General features: G+C 39.2%; 15 protein-coding genes. 9 read left to right on the forward strand and 6 right to left on the reverse strand.

What is annotated here, in order from left to right:
• Positions 1-35: 35 nt before the first annotated feature.
• Positions 36-4,703, reverse strand: coding sequence for a DNA polymerase III subunit alpha (gene dnaE / locus BLW74_RS15250; protein WP_089693661.1), 4,668 nt, complete (start codon positions 4,701-4,703; stop codon positions 36-38).
• Between the two features lie 256 nt (positions 4,704-4,959).
• On the opposite strand from dnaE, the gene BLW74_RS15255 reads away from it, so the two are divergent.
• From BLW74_RS15255 to BLW74_RS15270, 4 genes are all read left to right on the forward strand, one after another.
• Positions 4,960-7,101, forward strand: a complete 2,142-nt coding sequence (locus BLW74_RS15255) for a S8 family peptidase (protein WP_089693663.1) — start codon at positions 4,960-4,962, stop codon at positions 7,099-7,101.
• A 75-nt stretch (positions 7,102-7,176) separates the two neighbouring features.
• Entirely contained in the window at positions 7,177-9,249 is a 2,073-nt protein-coding gene (locus tag BLW74_RS15260) for an alpha-ketoacid dehydrogenase subunit alpha/beta (protein ID WP_089693665.1), read from the forward strand.
• A 116-nt stretch (positions 9,250-9,365) separates the two neighbouring features.
• Complete coding sequence (locus tag BLW74_RS15265) at positions 9,366-10,397, forward strand: bestrophin family protein (RefSeq protein WP_089693667.1); 1,032 nt, start codon at positions 9,366-9,368, stop codon at positions 10,395-10,397.
• Between the two features lie 190 nt (positions 10,398-10,587).
• On the forward strand, positions 10,588-11,673 hold the full coding sequence (locus BLW74_RS15270) for a serine hydrolase domain-containing protein (protein WP_089693669.1): 1,086 nt from the start codon (positions 10,588-10,590) through the stop codon (positions 11,671-11,673).
• Between the two features lie 41 nt (positions 11,674-11,714).
• Here BLW74_RS15270 and BLW74_RS15275 read toward each other — a convergent pair whose 3' ends face one another.
• Positions 11,715-12,173: an Lrp/AsnC family transcriptional regulator gene (locus BLW74_RS15275; protein ID WP_047432467.1), complete on the reverse strand. Its 459-nt coding sequence runs from the start codon at positions 12,171-12,173 to the stop codon at positions 11,715-11,717.
• A gap of 157 nt (positions 12,174-12,330) precedes the next feature.
• Between BLW74_RS15275 and BLW74_RS15280 the strand changes: the two genes are divergently transcribed.
• The gene (locus tag BLW74_RS15280; RefSeq protein WP_089693671.1) at positions 12,331-13,560 is read left to right on the forward strand and encodes an aminotransferase class I/II-fold pyridoxal phosphate-dependent enzyme; all 1,230 of its coding nucleotides are present in this window, start codon (positions 12,331-12,333) and stop codon (positions 13,558-13,560) included.
• Between the two features lie 66 nt (positions 13,561-13,626).
• Here the strand turns inward: BLW74_RS15280 and BLW74_RS15285 are convergent, their stop codons facing one another.
• Positions 13,627-14,631: a glycosyltransferase family 2 protein gene (locus tag BLW74_RS15285; RefSeq protein ID WP_089693673.1), complete on the reverse strand. Its 1,005-nt coding sequence runs from the start codon at positions 14,629-14,631 to the stop codon at positions 13,627-13,629.
• Positions 14,632-14,841: 210 nt separating this feature from the next.
• On the opposite strand from BLW74_RS15285, the gene BLW74_RS15290 reads away from it, so the two are divergent.
• Together BLW74_RS15290 and BLW74_RS15295 are read left to right on the forward strand one after the other, a co-directional pair.
• Positions 14,842-15,855: an SDR family NAD(P)-dependent oxidoreductase gene (locus BLW74_RS15290; RefSeq protein ID WP_089693675.1), complete on the forward strand. Its 1,014-nt coding sequence runs from the start codon at positions 14,842-14,844 to the stop codon at positions 15,853-15,855.
• A 39-nt stretch (positions 15,856-15,894) separates the two neighbouring features.
• Positions 15,895-16,701 carry a helix-turn-helix domain-containing protein gene (locus BLW74_RS15295; RefSeq protein ID WP_089693677.1) on the forward strand — a complete coding sequence of 269 codons (807 nt, stop codon included), beginning with the start codon at positions 15,895-15,897 and terminating at the stop codon, positions 16,699-16,701.
• Between the two features lie 256 nt (positions 16,702-16,957).
• On the opposite strand, the gene BLW74_RS15300 is transcribed toward BLW74_RS15295, so the two are convergent.
• Positions 16,958-18,124: a THUMP domain-containing class I SAM-dependent RNA methyltransferase gene (locus BLW74_RS15300; RefSeq protein ID WP_089693679.1), complete on the reverse strand. Its 1,167-nt coding sequence runs from the start codon at positions 18,122-18,124 to the stop codon at positions 16,958-16,960.
• A 137-nt stretch (positions 18,125-18,261) separates the two neighbouring features.
• Here BLW74_RS15300 and BLW74_RS15305 point away from each other — a divergent pair, with 137 nt between their 5' ends.
• Positions 18,262-18,987, forward strand: a complete 726-nt coding sequence (locus BLW74_RS15305; RefSeq protein WP_089693681.1) for a class I SAM-dependent DNA methyltransferase — start codon at positions 18,262-18,264, stop codon at positions 18,985-18,987.
• The gene (locus BLW74_RS15310; protein ID WP_089693683.1) at positions 18,987-19,715 is read left to right on the forward strand and encodes a ZIP family metal transporter; all 729 of its coding nucleotides are present in this window, start codon (positions 18,987-18,989) and stop codon (positions 19,713-19,715) included. Before BLW74_RS15305 ends, BLW74_RS15310 begins: the two co-directional genes overlap by 1 nt.
• 75 nt (positions 19,716-19,790) lie before the next feature.
• Here BLW74_RS15310 and BLW74_RS15315 read toward each other — a convergent pair whose 3' ends face one another.
• Positions 19,791-21,176: an OmpP1/FadL family transporter gene (locus BLW74_RS15315; protein WP_228424931.1), complete on the reverse strand. Its 1,386-nt coding sequence runs from the start codon at positions 21,174-21,176 to the stop codon at positions 19,791-19,793.
• 54 nt (positions 21,177-21,230) lie between these two features.
• Positions 21,231-22,343, reverse strand: coding sequence for a dermokine domain-containing protein (locus tag BLW74_RS15320; protein ID WP_167358443.1), 1,113 nt, complete (start codon positions 22,341-22,343; stop codon positions 21,231-21,233).
• Between the last annotated feature and the right edge of the window lie 27 nt (positions 22,344-22,370).

Below are 22,370 nucleotides of genomic sequence, written 5' to 3' on the forward strand. Positions count from 1 at the left end.
GCTAAAGCCACTCTTTATAAGAAAATATCTTTTTTTTAATTTAAGTAAAACTCATATTTATTGAGAAGTTGAATTTCTTTAATCAGATCGCCATTAAGATCTACAGAATGTTTCATAGACTGCACTTCAATATGCGAATCATCTTCAAGGTTTTTAATAAAGAATTTCAGCTTTTGATTTCCCTTGTTTCTGTCGAGCACTGTTCTGAAAAAGTCGAGATCTTCCGGCCTTACATCCATCACATCCATTACCAGAGATATACTTTTTGCAAATCTCTCAAATGCCTCCTGAAGCTCTATCACATCATTTACATTCACGAAGACTCTTCCATCTTTTACCTGAGCAAATTTGATCTTAAAAATAACAAACCGCTGAACTTCAAGCTTTTCCTTCAGCCTCATATAATCTCTGTCTCCCAATCTGAATGAATAGGATCCCGAATAATCCTCAAGCGTAACAAAAGCCACTTTTTCTCCACTTCTGAAACCATCCTGGACTCTATATTCTGTAATCAGGCCTGCAACTGTATATTCTTTTCCTCCGCCGCCATTTTCTCTTTCTTTCTGAAGGGTTTTCCAGTCTTTCTTTTTCTCTTCAAAGAGTTCTTCCTGTTTATTTGAAAAAGCCTGTTCCTTGTAAGCGTCTACCTCATCCAGATTCAGGAATAAGAAATTCCCTTTTGGCTCTGCCTTTTTAATCACCTCTTCCACTACTTCCTCTTCGCCTGCCACTACATCATCCGAAACAATCTCTGTAAGATCTACAGTATCATCCTGAGCCTCCGGTTCTAAAACAGGTGCTTCATCTGAAACGATCTTATCTTCGTTCTTCTCAAGAACCGATTTTTTGGAAAGCTGTCCCTGCATGAACTGAAACTGAAATTTAAATTCATCCAACGGATGGGCAGAAAGATAGAAACCAATGATTTCTTTTTCTTTATTAAGCTTATGCATATTCGGCCACTCCGGGCAGGGAGCTAATTTCGGCTGCTCAATCTGAACTTCTTCGGCAAAATCAGCAAAGAGAGAATGCTCCATTTCATTCTTGCTTTCCTGGAAGCTTTGTCCATACCTGATTAATCTTTCCAGGTTTGTTCTTCCGGCCATGTCTATATCGAAATACTGACCTCTGTGGAAAGAATCCAGTTCATCAAAAGCTCCGGCCAGCACCAAACTCTCTGCTACCCTCTTGTTCATTTGGGAAGGCATTATTCTTTCGAAGAAGTCGTAAATATTTTTAAATCTTCCGTTTTCTCTTTCTCTTGTGATCCCTTCACTTGGCCCTTCACCAATTCCTTTAATGGCTCCCAATCCAAAACGGATCTGTCCTTTTTCGTTTACTGAGAATTTATACTGTGATTCATTCACATCCGGCCCCAATACATCTACTCCCATACTTTTGCAGTCTTCCATGAACATGGTAATAGAGTCTGTATTGTTAATGTTATTACTCATTACACTTGCCATATATTCAGCCGGATAATTTGCCTTAAGGTATGCGGTCTGATAAGCAATAAAGGCATAGCAGGTTGAGTGAGATTTATTGAAGGCATATTCCGCAAAGGCTTTCCAGTCGTTCCAGATTTTCTCCAGCCTTTCTTCATTCAGGTTATTTTTTCGGCCTCCTTCAATGAACTTAGGATACATTTTGTTAAGAACATCAATTTGCTTTTTACCCATCGCTTTTCTCAAGGTATCGGCTTCACCTTTGGTAAAGTTGGCCAGTTTCTGGGACAAAAGCATTACCTGCTCCTGATAAACGGTAATCCCGTAGGTTTCTTTTAAATATTCTTCGGTTTCCGGTAAGTCATACACAATCTCTTCAATCCCATGCTTCCTGTTGATAAAGTTTGGGATATATTTAATCGGACCGGGACGGTACAGCGCATTCATGGCGATAAGATCGGCAAAAACTGTAGGCTTAAGCTCCCTCATGTACTTCTGCATCCCGGGACTTTCATATTGGAAAATCCCTACTGTTCTTCCTTCTTTAAACAGCTGATAGGTTTTAGCATCATCAAGCGGAATGAGATCCGGGTCAATATCTATACCATGTCTGGCTTTTACCAGCTTCAGTGCATCTTTGATAATCGTCAGAGTTCTAAGTCCAAGGAAATCCATCTTCAGAAGACCGGCACTTTCCGCTACGGAGTTATCGAACTGTGACACCAGGATATCAGCATCCTTCGCTGCAATGGTTACCGGAACCAGGTTACTTACATCTTCCGGCGTGATGATTACACCGCAGGCGTGAATTCCGGTATTTCTGATGCAGCCCTCCATTTTTTTAGCACTGGCCAAAACTCCATGCCGGGCATCATCAGGGCTGTTAAGAACGTATCTCATTTCATCAACAAGCATCTGTTCTTCCGGTTTTAATTTATCATATTTGGCTAAAGCTTTTGCAATGTTCATTCCCGGGCTCGGCGGAATCAGCTTGGCAATATTATTGGTATCAGGAATAGGAACATCCAGAACTCTTCCGGCATCTTTAATAGCAGATTTACCACCCAAAACCGAGTAGGTAATAATCTGGGCCACCTGAGTTTTACCGTATTTGTCAACTACCCATTTGATAATTTTATCCCTCCCTTCATCGTCAAAGTCAATATCAATATCGGGCATTGAAACCCTTTCCGGATTAAGGAATCTCTCAAAAAGGAGATCATATTTAATAGGATCTACATTGGTAATTCCAATACAGTAAGCCACCGCAGACCCAGCAGCAGAACCCCTTCCGGGACCTACCCAAACCCCCATTTTGCGGGCTTCATTACAGAAATCCTGTACAATAAGGAAATATCCCGGATAACCGGTGTTGGCAATTACTTCAAGTTCGAAGTCAAGACGTTCTTTGATTTCATCGGTAATTCCGCCTGTAGACTCGTATCTTCTTTTTGCTCCTTCATATGTAAGGTAAGTAAGATAGGCCATCTCCCCTCTTTTTCCTCCGTCTACCTCATCTTCCGGATGGATAAATTCCTGCGGAATATCAAACTTCGGAAGGAGTACATCTCTTTTTAAGGTATAGGGCTTAAACTTTGCAGTAAATTCTTCATAGGCATCAAAAGCATCGGGATATGCTAAAAAGGCTTCTTTGATTTCATCAGAATTTTTGATGTAATATTCACCTGTAGCCAATCCTCTTCTTTTCCCAAATCCCTTTCCAATAGGTGTTGTGAGCTTTTCTCCGTCTTTGATGCAGCTTACAATATCCTGAATGTTCGAATCATCTTTATTGGTGTAAAAAGTCTCGTTCTGCGCTAAGATTTTAACATTGTACTTATCGGCAAGATATAACAATACTTCATTCAAGTGCTCTTCTTCGGGCAGTTTATGATTCTGAATCTGTACATAGAAATCATCTTCAAAAGTATCTTTCCACCATTTGAAAAGTTCTTCCCCTTTCTGTTCACCGGTATTCAGGATGGCATCCGGAATATCTCCCATAATTCCGGAAGTCAACGCAATGACTCCTTCCTTATACTGAGCAATCAATTCCCTGCTGACCCTTGGAACCCCAAAATAGAATCCTTTCAGGAAACCTATACTGGACAATTTTGCAAGGTTTTTATATCCGTTAAAATCTTTTGCTAAAAGCACTACCTGCGTTCTCCTGTCCGGATCATCTTTGGTAAACTGCTTTTGCTCATAACGTTCCGAAATATAAAATTCACAGCCTACAACCGGAATGAGGGGCTCCGAGACAGGTTCCACTTCATTAAAATCTGTTCCGTTTTCTTCTGCTTCCTGTTTTCTGGCTAAGTATTCTTTATGTTTTTTTACCCTGTCGCCATTGGCTCCTTCAACTGCCGATACAAATTTGAACGCTCCCATCATATTTCCGAGATCCACCATACCTACAGCCGGAAAGTTTTCATCAGAAGCTTTTTTAATCAGATCATTGATGCTTGAAGTAGCCGTAAGTGTAGAGAACACACTATGGTTGTCAAAATTGAAGTATTTACCCAGATCAATCTCATCAATGCTTCCGAAATCCTGCTGCTTTTTCTTGTTGTGGAAATCGGCAACCTGTCTTCTGATAACAATGTTGAAAGGTTGTATCGGATCCGGATAAAGGCTTTTGAAATAAGCAAGCTGATCTTCTGAAATCTTTAATGTTTCAGCAGGTACCACTCCAATTCTTACCATTTCAAAGAAAGCCCTGGCAGTAGCATTTACGTCGGCGGCAGCATTATGGGCTTCATCAAATTTATTTCCATAGAGCTTTTCATAAAGCTCTTCAAGCTTAGGGGGCTTGAATCTTCCTCCACGTCCTCCGCCAAGCTGGCAGAAGTCGGTTCCCAAAATCATGGTATCTGCTTTGGGTTTCTCCTGAAGATTGTCTTTAAGATTTTTTCTGTAAAATTCTGCTCCTACAATATTATAGTCAAATTCTACATTATGCCCTGAAACTACTCTTACTCTATCAAGGACTTTAGAAAATTCTTCAAGAATTTCCGTGAGATCCCGTCCTTCTTCATTAGCAATTTTAGTGGTAATACCGTGAATACGTGCGGCATTGAAGGGAATATCGTACCCTTCAGGCTTTATTATATAATCCTGGTTTTCAATCAACTTTCCGTCATCATCATGCAACTGCCATGCAATCTGAACCATTCTTGGCCAGTTGTCCGAGTCTGAAAGCGGAGCGTTGAAATTTTTAGGTAAACCGGTTGTTTCTGTGTCAAAAATTAAATACATATAATGTTCTAACTTTTTTATAAAAGAGAATGTAAAGTTACTTCATTTTTTCCAATAATTGTTTGATGCCTGCGATATAGAGAATCAATAATATTCAAAACAAATAAATTAGAAAATTATTCAAAAATAACTCTAACTTTTTAAGTTAAATTAAAATAATATTAAAAAATTAGAGTTATATATTAAAACATTATTGACTATTAAAATTTTAATATAATTTTGATTAATCATACTTTTTAATAATTTACTACCTAAAATGAAGAAACAACTACTTTTAATCAGTTCTTTAACTGTTTCACTATTAAGTGCACAAAACAATGAAGAATTAAACAGACAATTTGAACGACAGAGAATAGAGAACAATGAAAAGTTTGATACTTACGTATCTAAGCAATTTGGCTCTAACAGAAGCCCGGAAGTTTTAAAGCAGATTGAATTACAAAGAGCCACATTAGCAGGGTTTTTACCAGATAACAGACCTTATTTCCTGCAGGCGCACGATGGTGACCAAATTAAAAATTCCAACTCCGATTTTTTACAGGGAGGAACTATCACAGGCTTAACCGGGTCCTTTAACGGAGAAGGCATTAAGTTTACGATTTTTGACGGGAGTACTTCTTCCGGGGTAGCAAGAGTATTTGCCAACCATGTTTTTTTCAATAATATTCCTAACAGAATCACGAACAAAGAAAGCAGTACCGTTAATTACGGTGATCACGCAACCGCTGTATCCAGCTTTATCGGTGCGAAAGACTATCCTTATACGGTAACATTTAATAACGGAACGACCAGACAGGTAAACTTTAAAGGTATTGCTCCAAACTCTACCATTGATGCGTATGCTTTCGGATCTTCTATCCTGGATGGAGAAACAACCCAAAAGACCGTATTTCAGAAAATTATAACAGCCCAGCCTAATATTTCTAACCATTCTTATGGAAGCAACCAGGGATGGGCAGATCCTCAGCTTATTAATAATGAGCCTTCATGGGTATGGAATGGCGCTTTCAGCAGCCCAAACACGTCTTTTGATGCGCAGGGAACTTACCATACCAATGACCGTGATTATGACCAGATTGTTTACAACAACCCTTCATACATCATTATAAAATCTGCCGGAAACTCATTCGGTGGAGGGCCAAGTGCCGCTACCAGTACCTATAAAAAATATTACAGAGACAATAATGGTAACCTGGTAGAGTTTGCACCGACAGATACGCTTCCTTCCAGCAATTGTGCACAAGGATATGATTGTATTGGAATCGGATCTCTTGGAAAGAACATCATTGTGGTAGGAGCTACAGACAGAATCACCACTAACGACGGAAGATATGCTGCATCTTCGGATGTGATCCATTCCAGCTACAGCAGCGCAGGACCAAGAGATGACGGAGGTATCAAACCGGATATCAGCACGGTAGGAACAGAAGTTGCCAGCGCGTGGACTGATAACAATGCCACCGGAGGCAGTAAAATAGATATCGGAGACGGTACGTCTTATTCTGCTCCCGTAGTTACAGGTATTGTGGGACTTTGGACACAGATTAACAAACAGCTTTTCGGAGGTAGTTTATTAAATGCTGCATCAGCGAAAACTTTAATGGTACATTCTGCTAAAGAAGCAGGTAATATAGGCCCAGACCCTCAATTCGGATGGGGTTTTATTGATGCTAAAAAAGGAGCAGAGCTTTTGGTAGCAAAGTCTAACAACAGTATCATTTTTAATGATGAAACCTTAAACAGCGGGGTTGCCAATGTAAAAACTGTAAAAGCATCAGGTTCAGAGCCGTTAAAAGTAACCATTTCATGGATAGATCCGGAATTTACCAACTTTACGAACCAATGGAGCAACATTTATAATAACAGAAGCTCCAAGCTGATTAATGATCTGGATCTGAAGATTACAGATACCACTACAAATACGGTTTATTATCCATGGAAGCTGGATGCCAACAATCCAATGACTCCGGCTACAAAAGGAGACAATACAGTAGATAACGTAGAACAGGTGGTTGTAGATGCTCCAGTTGCCGGAAGAACTTATAAAATTGAGATCACCAACAAAGGTGTTCTGAAAAATAACACAGGCGGAAATGCTCCTCAGAATTACTCTGTAATCGTAACAGGATTTACCGAGTTATTAGGAACTAAAGATATCACCAACCCTCTTAATAATCTTGCTGTTTCTCCTACCATTACAAAGGATTTCACAAACGTTCTGAAAGCCCCTAAAAAGTCTACATTTACGGTGTATGATCTTTCCGGTAAAAAGTTACAAAACGGGATCATTAACAATGATAAGGAACCGATAGATTTATCCGCATACACCAAAGGAATTTACATCATTGAAGTAAAAACAGACAAAGATGTTATTTCTAAAAAAGTGATCAAGGAATAACCTATATCTACAAAGATTTTATACAAAATACTAACAGTTGTTAGTATTTTGTTTTTTTGTGTATATTTGCTTCCTATGGAAAATGCACTTCACGAAAAAGTTTCTCAGGATATATTACTCAAAGCGTATAATCATATGATGCTGGCTAAAGCAATGGCCGACATTTACGAAGAAAACAGAAATGTATGTAAATACGTTCATAGCACTTCAAGAGGCCATGAAGCTATACAGCTTGCAACAGCCTATCAGCTTAAGAAAGAAGACTGGGTTTCTCCTTATTACAGAGACGAAAGTATTCTTTTGGGAATCGGTTTTGAGCCCTATCAATTAATGCTTCAATTACTGGCAAAAGCTGACGATCCTTTTTCTGGAGGAAGATCTTATTATTCCCATCCGTCCAGCAGGGATGAAAACAAACCTAAAATTGTTCACCAGAGCTCCGCTACAGGAATGCAGACCATCCCTACCACAGGAGTAGCACAGGGAATTAAGTATATTCAGGATTTCAATCTTCAGGAGTTTGAAAACAATCCTGTTGTGGTATGCAGCCTTGGAGATAATTCTGTTACCGAAGGTGAAGTGAGTGAAGCTTTACAGTTTGCCGCATTACACCAGCTTCCTATTATTTTCCTTGTTCAGGATAATGAATGGGGAATTTCCGTAACAAAAGACGAAGCAAGAACCTGTGATGCTTATGATTTTGTAGCAGGATTCACGGGATTAAGCAGAATGAGAGTAGACGGAACGGATTTCGTGGAAAGTTTCGAAGCTATGAAAAAAGCTGTAGATTTTGTAAGAACAGAAAGAAAACCTTTAGTTGTTTGCGCAAAAACAGTACTGATCGGGCACCACACTTCCGGAGTAAGAAGAGAATTCTACAGAGACGAAGAAGATTTAACCAAACACAGAGCCAAAGATCCGGGAGAAATCCTTAGGAAACACTTACTGGAAACAGGAACTGACGAAGATCTTTTAAAGCAGATCACTAAAAAGGCCCGTCTTGAGGCGGAAGAAGCTTTCGAAAAAGCTAAAAACGCAGAAGATCCAAAGCCTGAAACCGTCATGCAGCACGTTTTCGCTCCTACTCCTATTACAGAGGAAACAGGAACACGTGAACCCGCTAACGGAGAAAAAATTGTAATGGTGGATGCAGCCATCCACGCGATCCAGGAATTGATGTGGAAACATCCCGAAGCGCTTCTTTACGGGCAGGATGTGGGAGAAAGAATCGGAGGGGTTTTCCGTGAAACGGTGACTTTAGGAAAAAAATTCGGAAGCAAAAGAGTATTCAATACAGCCATCCAGGAAGCTTATATTATTGGCTCCACAGCCGGTATGAGTGCAGTTGGGTTAAAGCCTATTGTTGAAGTTCAGTTTGCAGATTATATTTACCCGGGAATTAACCAGTTGATCACTGAGATCTCCAAGTCCAGCTATCTAAGCGGTGGAAAGTTCCCTGTAAGCAACATCATCCGTGTTCCTATCGGAGCTTATGGAGGAGGTGGTCCTTACCATAGTGGAAGTGTTGAAAGTATCTTAGCCAATATCAAAGGAATCAAAATAGCCTATCCAAGCAACGCAGCCGATTTTAAAGGCCTGTTAAAAGCCGCTTATTATGATCCGAATCCGGTAATAATGCTGGAACATAAGGGGTTATACTGGAGTAAAGTTCCGGGAACTGAAGATGCCAAAACCATAGAACCGGCAGAAGATTATGTTCTTCCGTTTGGAAAAGGAAAGGTAATCATTGAAGCTGATAACGATGAAACCGAAAAAGGCAGAACCGTATTAGTGGTTACCTACGGAATGGGAGTTTACTGGGCTAAAGAAGCCGCAAAAAATTTCAACGGAAGAGTTGAGGTTATTGATTTAAGAACGCTTATCCCTCTTGATGAAGAACTTGTCTTCGAAAGGGTAAAAGCCCACGGAAAGTGCATCGTTCTGACCGAAGAACAGCTTAACAACTCTTTTGCAGAAGCTTTTGCACACCGTATTTCTAAAAACTGCTTCAAATATCTTGACGCACCTGTAGAAACGATGGGATCTCTGGATGTACCTGCTGTTCCTATCAATCTGGTTCTGGAAAAAGAGATGCTTCCCAATGCTGAAAAACTCAGCAGTAAGATTGAAGAAATGCTGAAATATTAAATAATTGAAACCTCTGATTTTTCAGAGGTTTTTTTATTAATTTTAATATACAGAACAGATCCCTTATTTTGGTATCTATTTTGTTTATATGCACACCAACAATTTCACCCATCTTTATGATCACAACCAAATACGTCAATTATAAGCAGGTTCTCAATTTATCAGGTTTCCATCTTATCCTCATTTCGATCTGGTGTACCTTAATTGCAGTCCTTTTCTATTTCTTCAACTGGGAATGGATGACAATTCCCTGGGTACCTGTTGCACTGATAGGTACAGCAGAAGCCTTCCTTGTCGGTTTCAAAAACAACCAGGCCTATGACAGGCTGTGGGAAGCCAGAAAAATCTGGGGTGGAATTGTCAATTCCAGCCGTTCATTTGCTTCTATGGTGTATGCTTTCGATACAAAAAATGAAGAAATTGGCGTTTTTGATCTGGAAGACCGCAAAAGAAGGATTGTTTACCGTCATATTGCATGGCTCTATACTTTCCGGGAACAGCTTTTGGTTCCTACGGAATGGGAGCATATCAGTACAGAAAACAGCAAATTCGGGAATATTAACCTAAGGAGAAACAGACTGATCAAGGCAGGATTTCCTGATTATGGCAGAGCTCCCATTTTCCTTCACAAATATCTGTCAGAGGAAGAATATGATCTTAAAAATGATTATAAAAATTTTGCGACCTATCTGATTGCACAGCAGGCAAAAGACATCAATGAGCTTAAAAACATGAATGCCATTACAGACTTCAACCAGACCCAGCTGCAAAATGCACTGAATGAATTCTATAACTTCCAGGGGCAGGCGGAAAGAATAAAAAAGTTCCCTTCACCAAGACAGTTTGCCAGCACCGCTTTTGTCTTTAACATCCTGTTTATTATGCTTCTCCCGCTGGGATTAGTCAATGAGTTTGCTAAATTGGGTGATTGGGGAATCTGGACGTCTATTCCTTTCTGTATCATTATCGGGTGGATCTACATCATTATGGAACTGGTAGGAGATTATTCCGAAAACCCTTTTGCCGGATTAATGTTTGACGTTCCTATGCTTTCTATCTGCAGAACAATTGAAATAGACCTTCTTCAGATGGGTGGAGAAACAGATCTTCCGGATCCTATTTCTTCTAAAAACGGAGTTTTGGTGTAATTTTTCACTGATCATCTTCAATAAATTTAGATTAAAACCTATTAATATATTTTCCAAAATATAATTTAAAAGTTCATTGTTTTTCATAATTTAGAAGCATTGAAAGCATCGGTTACATTCATCCGTCAGGATCAATTTAGCTTTTACTTTTTCACCGGCTAATAATTTATTATTCCTTCTTTTTTTAACAATGAAAACCAATATAGTACTGCAAGCTTTGACAATGCTATGTCTTACCCTATTCTGCTCTAAAGTGAAATCGCAGACAGCTTTCTACAAAGAATTACCGAAAGAATTTACAGAGCAATTCACCAAAGAAATGAATGACAGTATTCCGTCTCTGGGATCTTTCATTGTATCTCAAAACAATAAAGTAATTTATGAGCAGTATTTTCATGGAGCCGATAAAGAATCTGTTTTCAGCATAAAATCGGTTACCAAAAGTATCGTCTCTGTGCTGGCGGGTATTGCACAGGATAAAAACATACTCCCCAACCTCAACACTCCGGTTTTAAAAATACTTCCGGAATATAATGTCTCAAGAAGCAGTTTCAAAAACATCTCCAATATTGAAGGAAAGGTAGTGCATGATTCCATCAGAAATACATTAACATTAAAAAACCTGCTGACGATGCAAGGTGGTTTTGACTGGGTTGAAAATTCAAAAATTTCAACAGCCATGTCATTTTCCGGTGATCCTGTAAAATTTGTACTGGATCTGCCTTTCGAAGAATATCCGGGAACTGTATTTAATTATAACAGTGGTGAAGCCCACCTTTTTGGGGCTGCATTGGCAAAGATTGTAAAGACCAACCTGAAGCAATTCGCTGCGGAAAATCTTTTTAAGCCTTTAAAAATGACTACTCCCCGATGGGACACGGATCCCATGAACAGAAACATCGGCGGTTCGGAAATGTTTATGAAGCCTCAAGACCTGCTGAAATTCGGTATCATGATTCTGAATAACGGAAAATTTAGCGGCAGACAGATTGTCTCTTCAAAATGGATTCAGGAGTCTACAGCAGAACAGGTGAAGCTCGATGCCTGGGATGTAATGCCGGATGCCAACGGATATGGCTATTACTGGTGGAGAAGAAAAACCAACGGACACCAGGCTTTCGTAGCCACAGGATATGGCGGTCAGCTGGTCTGTGTCATTCCGGATTTAAAAATGGTTATCATCACCACCTGCTTTCTGAATGACAAAAACAGAGGCAGAACAGATATTAAAAGACTTCATTATTTCATTGATAAAATGACGAAATCAGATCAATAATTACTGACTTCCAATCAAATTAAACAGTAAAATTCTATACACTATAATACAATGGCTGTTGTGTTTTTCACTTCCGAAATCATAAATGAGCTGTGTGTACTGGCAATATGCTGAAGCGTGGTAAGCTTGGTGAGCATGAAGCTGCGGTAGTCTTCAATATCTTTCACGCCTATCTTAAGGATATAATCATAATCGCCGCTTACATGGAAGCACTCTGTGACTTCCTGAAGGTCCATCACCTCTTTTTCAAACTGCAGTACAAATTCTTTTTTGTGCTGACTGAGTTTTACATGACACAGAACTATAAAATTTTTCTTAACTTTACTTTTGTCCAGCAAGGCTACGTATTTTGAAATAACACCTGCATTTTCGAGCTTTTTGACACGCTCATAAATAGCTGTAACAGATAATCCTAGCTTTCCGGACAGTTCTTTGGTGGTTTGTTTGCAGTCTTCCTGCAGAAAAAACAGCAGTTTCTTATCAGTTTCGTCGAGTTCCATAGATATTTTTTTGGTAAAAGTTTAATAATTCCGAAGATACTAAATATTTTTTCTATATAAACAATATTTTGCAGTTTTATATTCTATAAATTTAAATTTATGTTGTAATAATTAGCAAATTAATGCAAATTGGAACCATAAAATAAAAACAATATTTATGGAAAACTTTAACGCAGCCAACGAGATCCAGGATCTTCAGTATTTTGGTGAATTCGGAGGAGTGAATCCTTCCATCTCAGATAGCTCTACCTACACATTTCTTTCAGCAAAGACTATGTTTGATACTTTCGAAGGAAATGCAGAAGGATGTTACCTGTATTCCAGACACTCATCTCCGATGAATCTTTATCTGGCTCAGGCGCTTGCCAAGCTGGAAAATACAGAATCTGCCAACGTTACAGCATCCGGAATGGGAGCTATCACTTCGGTTTTGATGCAGGTGTGCAAAAGCGGTGACCATATTATTTCAAGCAGAACAATCTACGGAGGTACCTATGCTTTTCTTAAAAACTTCCTGCCCCAGTTCAATGTAGCAACTACTTTTGTTGATATCAATAACTTTGAATCTATAGAAAATGCCATCACTCCCAATACAAAAGTAATCTATTGTGAAAGTGTGAGCAACCCGCTTCTTGAAGTGGCAGATCTTAGAAAACTTTCCGAAATCTGTAAAAAACACAATCTGAAACTGATTGTTGACAATACTTTCTCTCCTCTTTCTATTTCTCCTGCTTTATTTGGAGCAGATGTTGTGATTCACAGTTTAACAAAATTCATCAACGGTAGCAGTGATACGGTAGGAGGAGTGTATTGTGCCACGCAGGCATTTATTGATGATACTAAAAATGTTAATTCCGGGGCGTGCATGCTTCTTGGTCCCACCATGGACAGCCTGAGATCATCAAGCATTTTAAAGAACCTGAGAACACTGCACATCAGGATCAAACAGCACAGCCACAATGCAATGTATCTTGCTGAAAGATTCGAAAAAGACGGATTAAGGGTATCTTATCCGGGCTTGCCCTCCCACAAAAACCATGAATTAATGAAAAGCATGATTCATGAAGAATACGGATACGGAGGATTATTGACTCTGGATGCCGGAACAACAGAAAAAGCAAACGAACTGATGGAACTGATGCAGACAGAAAATCTGGGGTATCTGGCCGTGAGCTTAGGATTTTACAAAACCCTATTCTCATGCTCAGGAAAATCCACCTCCTCTGAAATCCCGGAAGAAGAAAGAGCTTCCATTGGTATTTCTGACGGACTGATCAGATTCTCCATTGGTCTTGACCACGATATAAAAAGAACCTACCATAAAATGAAAGAGTGTATGCTGAAAGCAGGAGTTCTCAACCACCATGAAAACATTTCTATCATCTAAATTTATTGTAAAAGGCTGTTTCAGGAGAAACAGCCTTTTTTATTGTGAGACAGACCATGATCTGTGTTATTTCTTATGATAATGATGCGGAAAGGCATCTTCCGGTTTCATTCTGAAAACATTCAGCAAAATCCAAGACTTCAGGAAACCATATCCGTAGGAAAACATCTGTATATAAGTGGAAATAACCGCCATGCCGGCAATGCTTATATTTTTAGTCAGAAATAACGCGTGGAACAACACCAAAAAGGTATACAATCCATAAAAAGAAAGGATTACTCCCCTTCCCATCAGAAAATACTCCAGAAAGCCCATCATATATCCTAACATAAATAAAGTAGGAAATGCAAAGGAAATCTTCACATAATTAGGGTGTCTCTGGTTGAGAATTGGTCTTGCACAGCCAAACTGATAGACTTGTTTGGAGAATTTCCCAAAATCTACCCTGCGTTTATGATATACGGCAATATCATCAAAGAAAGCCGTAGTAAAACCATTTTCCCAAAGGGTCATGGAAAGATCCGGATCTTCCCCGATTCTCATTTCTGAAAAACCGCCAACTTTTTCAAAAACGGCCCTTTTCACACCCATATTAAAACTTCTGGGCTGAAATTTTGAAACAGCTTTTTTGCTTCCCCGGATTCCTCCCGTAGTAAAAACAGAAGTCATGGAATAGGAAATGGCTTTTTGCATCAGATTAAATCCTTTATGCGCTTTATCCGCTCCCCCGAATGCATCACAGGGAATGGTAAGGATATCATTTTTAATATGTTCAATATAGTCTTTTTCAACGATGACATCACTGTCTACAAACACCAGCCAATCGCCGGCTGCTCTTGCTGCCCCATAATTTCTTGTCAGTCCCGGTCCTGAATTATCCTTCCTGAAATATTTAATGTCTAAGCCCAGCTCAAAGTTTTTGATGGTGGGCTTCAGATCGATCACGGAACCGTCATCTACAATAATGATCTCAAACTCCTTATCCGTCTGCTGAGTAAGGGAGGTCAGCAGCTCAAAAAGTTCGTCTTTTCGGTTGTAAATGGCAACGACAATGGAAATAGTAGGTTTCAAATTGAAAATTTTTCAAAATTACTTATTCGCAGAACAACCTACAAACAGTTTAACAGCTTATTCAAAGAAATTAATGATGTTGATTAGGTATTTGTTTTTATTAAAGAAAATTAGCCCTGAAATTCTGAGCCAAGTTATTTGACATTGTAAACAAAATGAACACCATCAATCCATCCTAATTTTGCTATAGAAATTTAAACCAACAAAAAAATGGAACCAATTATCAGCACATTGCAGCAGCCTGTTCGATCAGGATTTGATGCATATACAACAGCTCAGGAAATTATTAAAGGAATTGATCTTACCGGAAAAACGGCCATCATCACCGGCGGTTATGCAGGAATCGGTCTTGAAACGACAAAAGTTCTTACTTCAGCCGGAGCGCGTGTAATTGTTCCTGCAAGAGATATCGAAAAAGCAGGAAAAAACCTGGAAGGGATTCAAAATATTGAACTTGAAAAAATGGATCTGATGGATCCGGCATCCATTGATGCTTTTTCCGAAAGATTTATTTCATCCGGCAGGAGTCTCGATATTCTTATCAATAATGCAGGAATTATGTGGGTTCCATTAAGAAGAGACAACAGAGGTTTTGAATCTCAACTGGCGACAAATTATCTGGGACAGTTTCACCTTACCGCAAAACTGTGGCCAGCACTGAAAAAAGCAAATGGAGCGAGAGTTATCAGTGTTTCCTCTTATGGGCATCAGATGTCTCCCTTTAATTTTGAAGATCCCAATTTTGAGAAAAGAGGCTACGACACCCTTTCCGGATACGGCCAATCCAAAACAGCCTGCAACCTGTTTGCTGTAGAGCTTGACGAGAGAGGAAAGAAATTTAACATCAGAGCCTATTCTCTGCATCCCGGTTCTGTATATGGAACTGATCTGGGCAGAGAGGAGCCCGTTGAGCTTTTTAAGCAGCTGGGTACCCATGATGAAAACGGAAATATCAAACCTGAGGTGGAGGCTAAACTGAAAACCATTCCGCAGGGCGCGGCTACCACCATCTGGTGTGCGGTAAGTCCACAGCTTAATGAGATTGGTGGCGTGTATTGTGAAAATTGCGATATCGCAGAAATAGACAGAGGACAAATTGAACACAGATTTGATGAGCCTGCAACCATTCGTGGGGTACAGCCTTATTCTGTTGACAAAAATAATGCTGTCCATTTATGGAAATTAAGCGAAGAAATGCTGGGATTCAGTTTTGATGCTAAATAGTTGTTTTTAAATACATTTGTAATGTAAAAACTTTTGACAATGGACTTCAAGATACATTACCTGACACCGGATATCAAGATTTCCAGCTATGATGACATGCTGTTCAAAACGGAAACGGTTTTTGAATATCACATGCTGGTGTGGTTCATATCAGGCGAAACTAAAATTATTCAGGCAGATAAAACCTATCTGTTCAGGGCAGGAGATATCTTTCTGATTCCGAGAAATCATCTTGCTACGATTATCAATTATCCCAAAGACGGGCTTCCTCATAAAGCTGTGGTCATGCATCTTACCACGGAACGTCTGAAAGAATTTTACCGTTCTGTTAAATACCAAAAGAACGCCAGTCACCGTGAATCAGCAATTCATACTTTCAGCAGCCACCCTCTTCTGAAAAGCTGTCTAGCCTCTCTTATTCCTTATTTTGATATTGAAGGTCCACTTCCTGAAAATATAGCCCATTTAAAAATTACCGAAGCAATCAGTATTATCAGGGAAATTGAGCCGGATATTGATGTTTTACTGGCTGATTTTGATGAACCTGGAAAAGTGGATCTGATCAATTTTATGGAAAAGAATTATATGTTCAATATGCCTTTGGAACGCTTCGGATATCTTACAGGAAGAAGTTTATCCACCTTCAACCGTGATTTCAGAAGGATTTTTCAAACCACTCCCCAGAGATGGCTTACCCGGAAACGGCTTGAACTGGCTTACTATCATTTGTCCGAAAAGAATAAAAAGCCATCAGATGTTTTCCTTGAAGTGGGTTTTGAAGACCTCTCCCATTTTTCACATGCCTTTAAAAAACAGTATGGTTTTGCCCCTTCTATGGCACGATAAACAAAACAGCTTGTACAGGGAGTACAAGCTGTTTTGTTTTATGATTTTAATTATTCCTGAAGTTATTTTTTCTTTAAAGTATCTAAATCTTTTGGCTCTTTCCTTTGAGATAGTACATTATGATTTAATGGTTTTCTTTCAGGCTTTGACTGTGATGACCGTGAAGATTTTGATCCGGAACTAGCAAGACCAAAAACATCCAAAATTATATCAAACACATCTAAAAAATTCCAGGACATATTAGTTTACGAGTTTATTAATTATTTGCTTCCAGCTTATGCACTTTCTTCGTTCCTTCATACATTTCATACTGTAAGAATCTTGTTTCCAGCTTTCCGTTGAAAAGTTTGATTTTTCTTGAAGGACGAAGACCGATTTTCTTCACCGCTTCCAGATCAGACGAGATCAGCCAGGCTAAAGTATTCGGGTAATGCGTTTTAAAGGTATCTCCTATTTTCTTGTAGAAATCATCATCAGTAATGGAAATTCTTTCGTCGTAAGGCGGGTTGAAGACCATTAATAAAGGGAAAAGTTCTTTTTTGGAATCAAAGAAGTTTTGTTTTTTGATCTCGATAACATCTTCCATTTCTGCTGCTTCTACGTTCATTCTTGCCGCATTCAGCATTCTTGCGTCGATATCATATCCAACAATTTTTCCGTCAAATTGTCTTACTCTGTTTATTCTGAATTCCTTGATCTTTGCAAACAAATCCGCATCATAATTATTCCAGTTCTGGAAACCGAATCTCTTTCTGAAAATCTGAGCCGGAAGGTCCATCGCAATCATCGCTGCTTCAATCAATAATGTTCCGGAACCGCACATTGGATCAAGGAAATTTCCTTTTCCGTCCCAGCCTGCCAGCTGAAGCATTCCGCTTGCTAAGACCTCATTGATAGGCGCTTCTCCCTGCTCTCTTCTATATCCTCTTTTAAATAATGGATCTCCGGAAGAATCCATAGAAATCATCACCAGTTCTCTGTCGATATGAAGATGGAATTTGATATCCGGATTTCTTGTTTCTACATTCGGACGTCTTTTAAATTTTTCCTGAAAATAATCAACAATAGCATCCTTCATTTTTAAAGTCACAAACTGAGAATGCTTGAATGTTTCAGAATTTACAGTAGCATCAATAGAAAAAGACTGATCAACATCCATAAAGTTTTCCCATTCAAACTTAAAAAGTCTGTCATAAAACTGATGCTGATTAAAAGCCTTGAATTCATGAATGGGCACCAGGATCTTTAATGCTGTTCTCGCAGAATAATTGATTTTATAAAGAAAACCCAGATCTCCTTCACAATTTACCGCTCTGTTTTTAATTTCAACATTTCTTCCGCCCAATTTTTTGATTTCTTCTGCCAGAATCTGCTCCAAACCGAAGAATGTCTTTATCTGTATTTTAATATTTTCTGTATCCATAAGTATGCATTAAAAGATTTAAAGTTTTAAAAATTAAAAGATTAGCTATCCAACTTCTTGTCCAATTGAATTTTTCAATCTCTTAATGTTGTAAAATACTTTGCTTTTAACCGCACAAATTTAGTTATTTTTGCATTATGGAATGGTTTGAATCTTGGTTTGATACCCCTTATTATCATTTGCTTTATAGTAACAGAGATTATACTGAAGCAGAAAACTTCATTACAAAGCTCACTGCGGACCTTCAGCTGCCGCCTCAGTCGAAAATCATAGATCTTGCCTGCGGAAAGGGAAGACACTCGGTTTTCCTAAACAAATTAGGGTACGATGTGTTGGGACTGGATCTTTCAAGACAAAGCATTGAATCCGACAAACAATTTGAGAATCAAACCTTGATTTTCGAAGTTCATGATATGAGAAACCCGATTGATGCAGATCCTATGGATGCAGTATTCAACTTATTTACAAGCTTTGGGTATTTTGATAATGAAAACGATGATAAAAAGGTATTTCAATCCGTTTACAACGTGCTGAAGCCGGGAGGCTATTTTGTACTGGATTATCTGAATGAAGAATTTGTAAGAAATACTTTAGTTCCTGAAACCACAATAACCCGTGGCAATATTGATTTTAAGATCCTGAAAAAGATTGAAGGCAGACATATCATCAAAGATATCCGTTTTGAAGCTGACGGTAAGCCGTTTCATTTCTTTGAAAAGGTAAAGCTTCATACCCTGGAAGCCATCCACAGCTATGCTTCCGAATGTGGTTTTGAAAGAATAAAAATATGGGGAGATTATCAGCTGAATGAATTTAAGAAAGAAAATTCCCCCCGTTGCATCAATTTATTTAAGAAAAAATAATGACAACAGTACTTTTACTGATTTTAAGTGTTGTAACAGGAGTATTCCTTGGAAAACACTTTGGTAAAAAAGAAAAGCTGGCCAAAAATCTGCTGATATTAAGTGCCGGTTTTTTGATTACGATCTGTCTTAACGAAGTCTTCCCGCAGGTGTATGCCTCTACGGGAAGCCACAATCTTGGGATCTTTGTAATTGGAGGCGTTCTTCTTCAGATGATTCTCGAAGCGCTTACCAAAGGATTTGAACACGGACACTTCCATCATCACAGCGAACATAATATACTGCCTGTTGCTTTAATGGTAGGATTATTTATCCATGCTTTCATTGAAGGGATTCCTCTTGCTAACGAAACACATGAGATGTCGCCTTATCTTTGGGGAATCGTATTTCACAACCTTCCGATTTCATTTATTCTGGGAGCATTTTTATTCAACAGGAAAGGAGAATCCAAAAGTTCGTCATCCTATCCGTCTATTCTTATTGTAGCTTTATTTGCATTAGCTTCTCCGATGGGCATGCTATTAGGTAATTATTTTAATCCTGATCTTCAGCCCTATTTTCTGGCTATTGTAGGAGGAATTTTCCTTCATATTTCTTCCGTTATTATTTTTGAAAGCAATAAAAATCACAATATAGACTGGGTAAAGATCGGGCTGGTTGTTTTAGGTGTTTCACTTGCACTCATGATGCATGTTTTCCATCAGCATCCCGCTGCCCATACTCATTAGAATTAAATAATAAAATAAAAAAGGCTCCGGAATTCCGGAGCCTTTTTGTTATATATAGCCTTATGCATTCAAAGCTTAGAATTTCCACCCTAAAGTAAGGAAGAAATTGTTTCTGTTGCTTTTTACATCACTCACAGCGTAAGAATCACTTTCGAAGATTTTAGTGCTGGAATAATAAGAGGAATCAAAATTATCACCCATATATCCTCTCATGAAAGGGTTGGCATACTTCGATGAGATATTCTGATAAGAGGCATCTATATAGAATGATTTGAAATCATATCCAATACCGAATGAAAGTGTATTTCTGTCGCTTAAAATCAGATTACTGTAAGACTGATCTCCTACACTTCCCGCATCATTAAATCTGCTGATGGTAAGGGCATCGAAAGGACTTGACTGATAAGAATACCCTCCTCTCAATCTGAACTGCTGTACTCTGTACTCAGCTCCTACTCTTACTTCCGAAAGATTTTTATAGTTCTCTTTGAAGAAGTCATTAAGCTCTCTTTCTGCACCTCCATATACCTTATAATCAGGTTTTGTAAGGCCAAGGGTATAATCTACGTTCAAAGAGAAGTTTTTACTGGCTACAAATGCAGCACTCACGGTTGCTTTAAGCGGTGAAGTGAATTTTCTGTTTTCAGCCCCTATATCATCTCCATATGTAGCATCGTTATAGAAATAGTAATTTCTGTCAATATTCCAGAAAGTAGGCGTTTCAATGGATGCTCCCAATCTGAAATTAGGACTCAGCTTTCCAATAACCCCTAATGAAGCAGAAAAACCTGAAGAGCGCTCTGAATAAGGAGTGTCCTGCTTGCTGAACGCTTCTGTGGAATTATTGGTTAGATTTCGGTAAAATAAAGTATCATACTGATCCAATGAAGCATTGAAAAAATTAAAACCAGCTCCTAAGTATAAGTTGTGGTTATAATTGGCTCCTACCCCAAAGCTCATCTTTGACAGGTTACCGTATCTTTCATACATATGCCCTGCCAATGCAGCATCTTTTGTGACGTCAGCTTTATCAAAAGCATACACGATATTATTATTTCCAGGTGACTGAATTACGTTATCAAGCTGCTGGTTAGAAAAGTTAATACCGATATTGATGAATTTCCATTTAGTCTCAGTCATTAAAGGAAAGGCGATTATCCCTCCTGCGTTTCCAAGATCTCCTCTGGTTTTAGTATAGTCCATTGTAGCTCCTCCTAAAGAACTGCTGTTTTTATTTCCCAAAATAGATAAAGTTCCTGATACCTCTCCTGAAATAGCCACTCCTAAACCTGCCGGGTTGGTAAGCAAAGCATTTGCATCACCACCAAGCGCACCATTAGATCCCGCCATTGCGTTAAACTTAGCAGTCCCCACCATAGGAGTATTTGAGTAAACATCCACAGTATTTCTTATCACAGAAACGTCCTGAGCCTGCGCATAAAATGCAGCAGAAATACTCATTAGTACTAAAGATTTTTTTAACATTATTTCTTAATAGTTTATTAGTTTGAACAATTATCTGAAGCCGCCTCTGCCTCCGCCGCCGGATCTCATTCCGCCACCGCCGCCGGAACCGCCTCTGAAGCCGCCGCCTCCGCCATTGAAACCTCCACTGGATCTGAAGCCTCCCGAATCATTAGATCTGAAGCCTCCATTATATCTGGGCTGTGACTGCTGATAATTATAGTTAGGTCTTGTTTGTGGAGCTGAGTTACGGAATCCACCGTTTGATTGTGAATTTCTGAAACCTCCCGAATTACTGTTTCTGAAGCCTCCTGAATTGCCATCTCTGAATCCGCCATTGCTGTTTCTGAAACCACCACTGGAATTAGCATCTCTGAAACCACCATTATTTGAGTTTCTGAAACCGCCATTTCCATTACTGTTTCTGAAACCGGAATTGTTGGTATTTGTTCTGTAAACAGCATTAGCCACTCCGGTATTCTGGAATCCGCCACCACTTACACCACTTCTTCTGTAAACAGGTCTGTTGTAGTAACCACCACCCCAGTAGCCTCCTCCGTATCCCCAATATGGGTTTCCGTAGTAGCCGCCCCAGAATGGATCATAATAACCTCCATAGCCGTATCCCCAGTATGGACTTCCCCATCCGAAAGAGCCTCCCCAGCCCCATCCGAATGATCCGCCCCAACCCCAGGAAAGGCTGGCACCCCAGCCCCAGCCACGGTTCATACCCCAGCCCCAATACGGGCTGTAACCACCATACCATCCCCATGGAGATCCCCATCCCCAGGAGTTGTCATAGTAGTTGGTTTGGGAACCTGCATAAAGCCCCCAGTCTGAATCTGTGGCATTGGTATTCCAGTTGGTATTGGTAGTACCCCAGTCATTATATCTGTTTTGCTGTTCTCTGGAATTCGCCTGTGCATTTTGAATCACATTGGAATCCTGATAATAGTCATAATATTCTCCTACTCTGTTTCCGCTATCATTAATGATAACTCCTTCAGGTAGCGTATCCTTATTGGGGTCGTAATACACCCCGTCCGTCTCGCTATACCCTCCCATCTGAGCACCACAAGACACAAGCAATAATCCGCCTGATATTGCCAATATCCCTTTGGATCTTAGCAGACCAAGCAAATTTTTATGTATATTTCTTTTCATGATAACGTAAAAATTTTTAATTTAAAT

This window comes from Chryseobacterium culicis, assembly GCF_900108365.1.
GTDB classification, from domain to species: Bacteria; Bacteroidota; Bacteroidia; order Flavobacteriales; family Weeksellaceae; genus Chryseobacterium; species Chryseobacterium culicis.

What these genes read in the sequence shown, in the direction of transcription:
- dnaE (WP_089693661.1), bottom strand. Translation starts at nt 4,703, where the DNA reads ATGTATTTAATTTTTGACACAGAAACAACCGGTTTACCTAAAAATTTC.
- BLW74_RS15255 (WP_089693663.1), top strand. Translation starts at nt 4,960, where the DNA reads ATGAAGAAACAACTACTTTTAATCAGTTCTTTAACTGTTTCACTATTA.
- BLW74_RS15260 (WP_089693665.1), top strand. Translation starts at nt 7,177, where the DNA reads ATGGAAAATGCACTTCACGAAAAAGTTTCTCAGGATATATTACTCAAA.
- BLW74_RS15265 (WP_089693667.1), top strand. Translation starts at nt 9,366, where the DNA reads ATGATCACAACCAAATACGTCAATTATAAGCAGGTTCTCAATTTATCA.
- BLW74_RS15270 (WP_089693669.1), top strand. Translation starts at nt 10,588, where the DNA reads ATGAAAACCAATATAGTACTGCAAGCTTTGACAATGCTATGTCTTACC.
- BLW74_RS15275 (WP_047432467.1), bottom strand. Translation starts at nt 12,173, where the DNA reads ATGGAACTCGACGAAACTGATAAGAAACTGCTGTTTTTTCTGCAGGAA.
- BLW74_RS15280 (WP_089693671.1), top strand. Translation starts at nt 12,331, where the DNA reads ATGGAAAACTTTAACGCAGCCAACGAGATCCAGGATCTTCAGTATTTT.
- BLW74_RS15290 (WP_089693675.1), top strand. Translation starts at nt 14,842, where the DNA reads ATGGAACCAATTATCAGCACATTGCAGCAGCCTGTTCGATCAGGATTT.
- BLW74_RS15295 (WP_089693677.1), top strand. Translation starts at nt 15,895, where the DNA reads ATGGACTTCAAGATACATTACCTGACACCGGATATCAAGATTTCCAGC.
- BLW74_RS15300 (WP_089693679.1), bottom strand. Translation starts at nt 18,124, where the DNA reads ATGGATACAGAAAATATTAAAATACAGATAAAGACATTCTTCGGTTTG.
- BLW74_RS15305 (WP_089693681.1), top strand. Translation starts at nt 18,262, where the DNA reads ATGGAATGGTTTGAATCTTGGTTTGATACCCCTTATTATCATTTGCTT.
- BLW74_RS15310 (WP_089693683.1), top strand. Translation starts at nt 18,987, where the DNA reads ATGACAACAGTACTTTTACTGATTTTAAGTGTTGTAACAGGAGTATTC.
- BLW74_RS15315 (WP_228424931.1), bottom strand. Translation starts at nt 21,176, where the DNA reads ATGAGTATTTCTGCTGCATTTTATGCGCAGGCTCAGGACGTTTCTGTG.
- BLW74_RS15320 (WP_167358443.1), bottom strand. Translation starts at nt 22,343, where the DNA reads ATGAAAAGAAATATACATAAAAATTTGCTTGGTCTGCTAAGATCCAAA.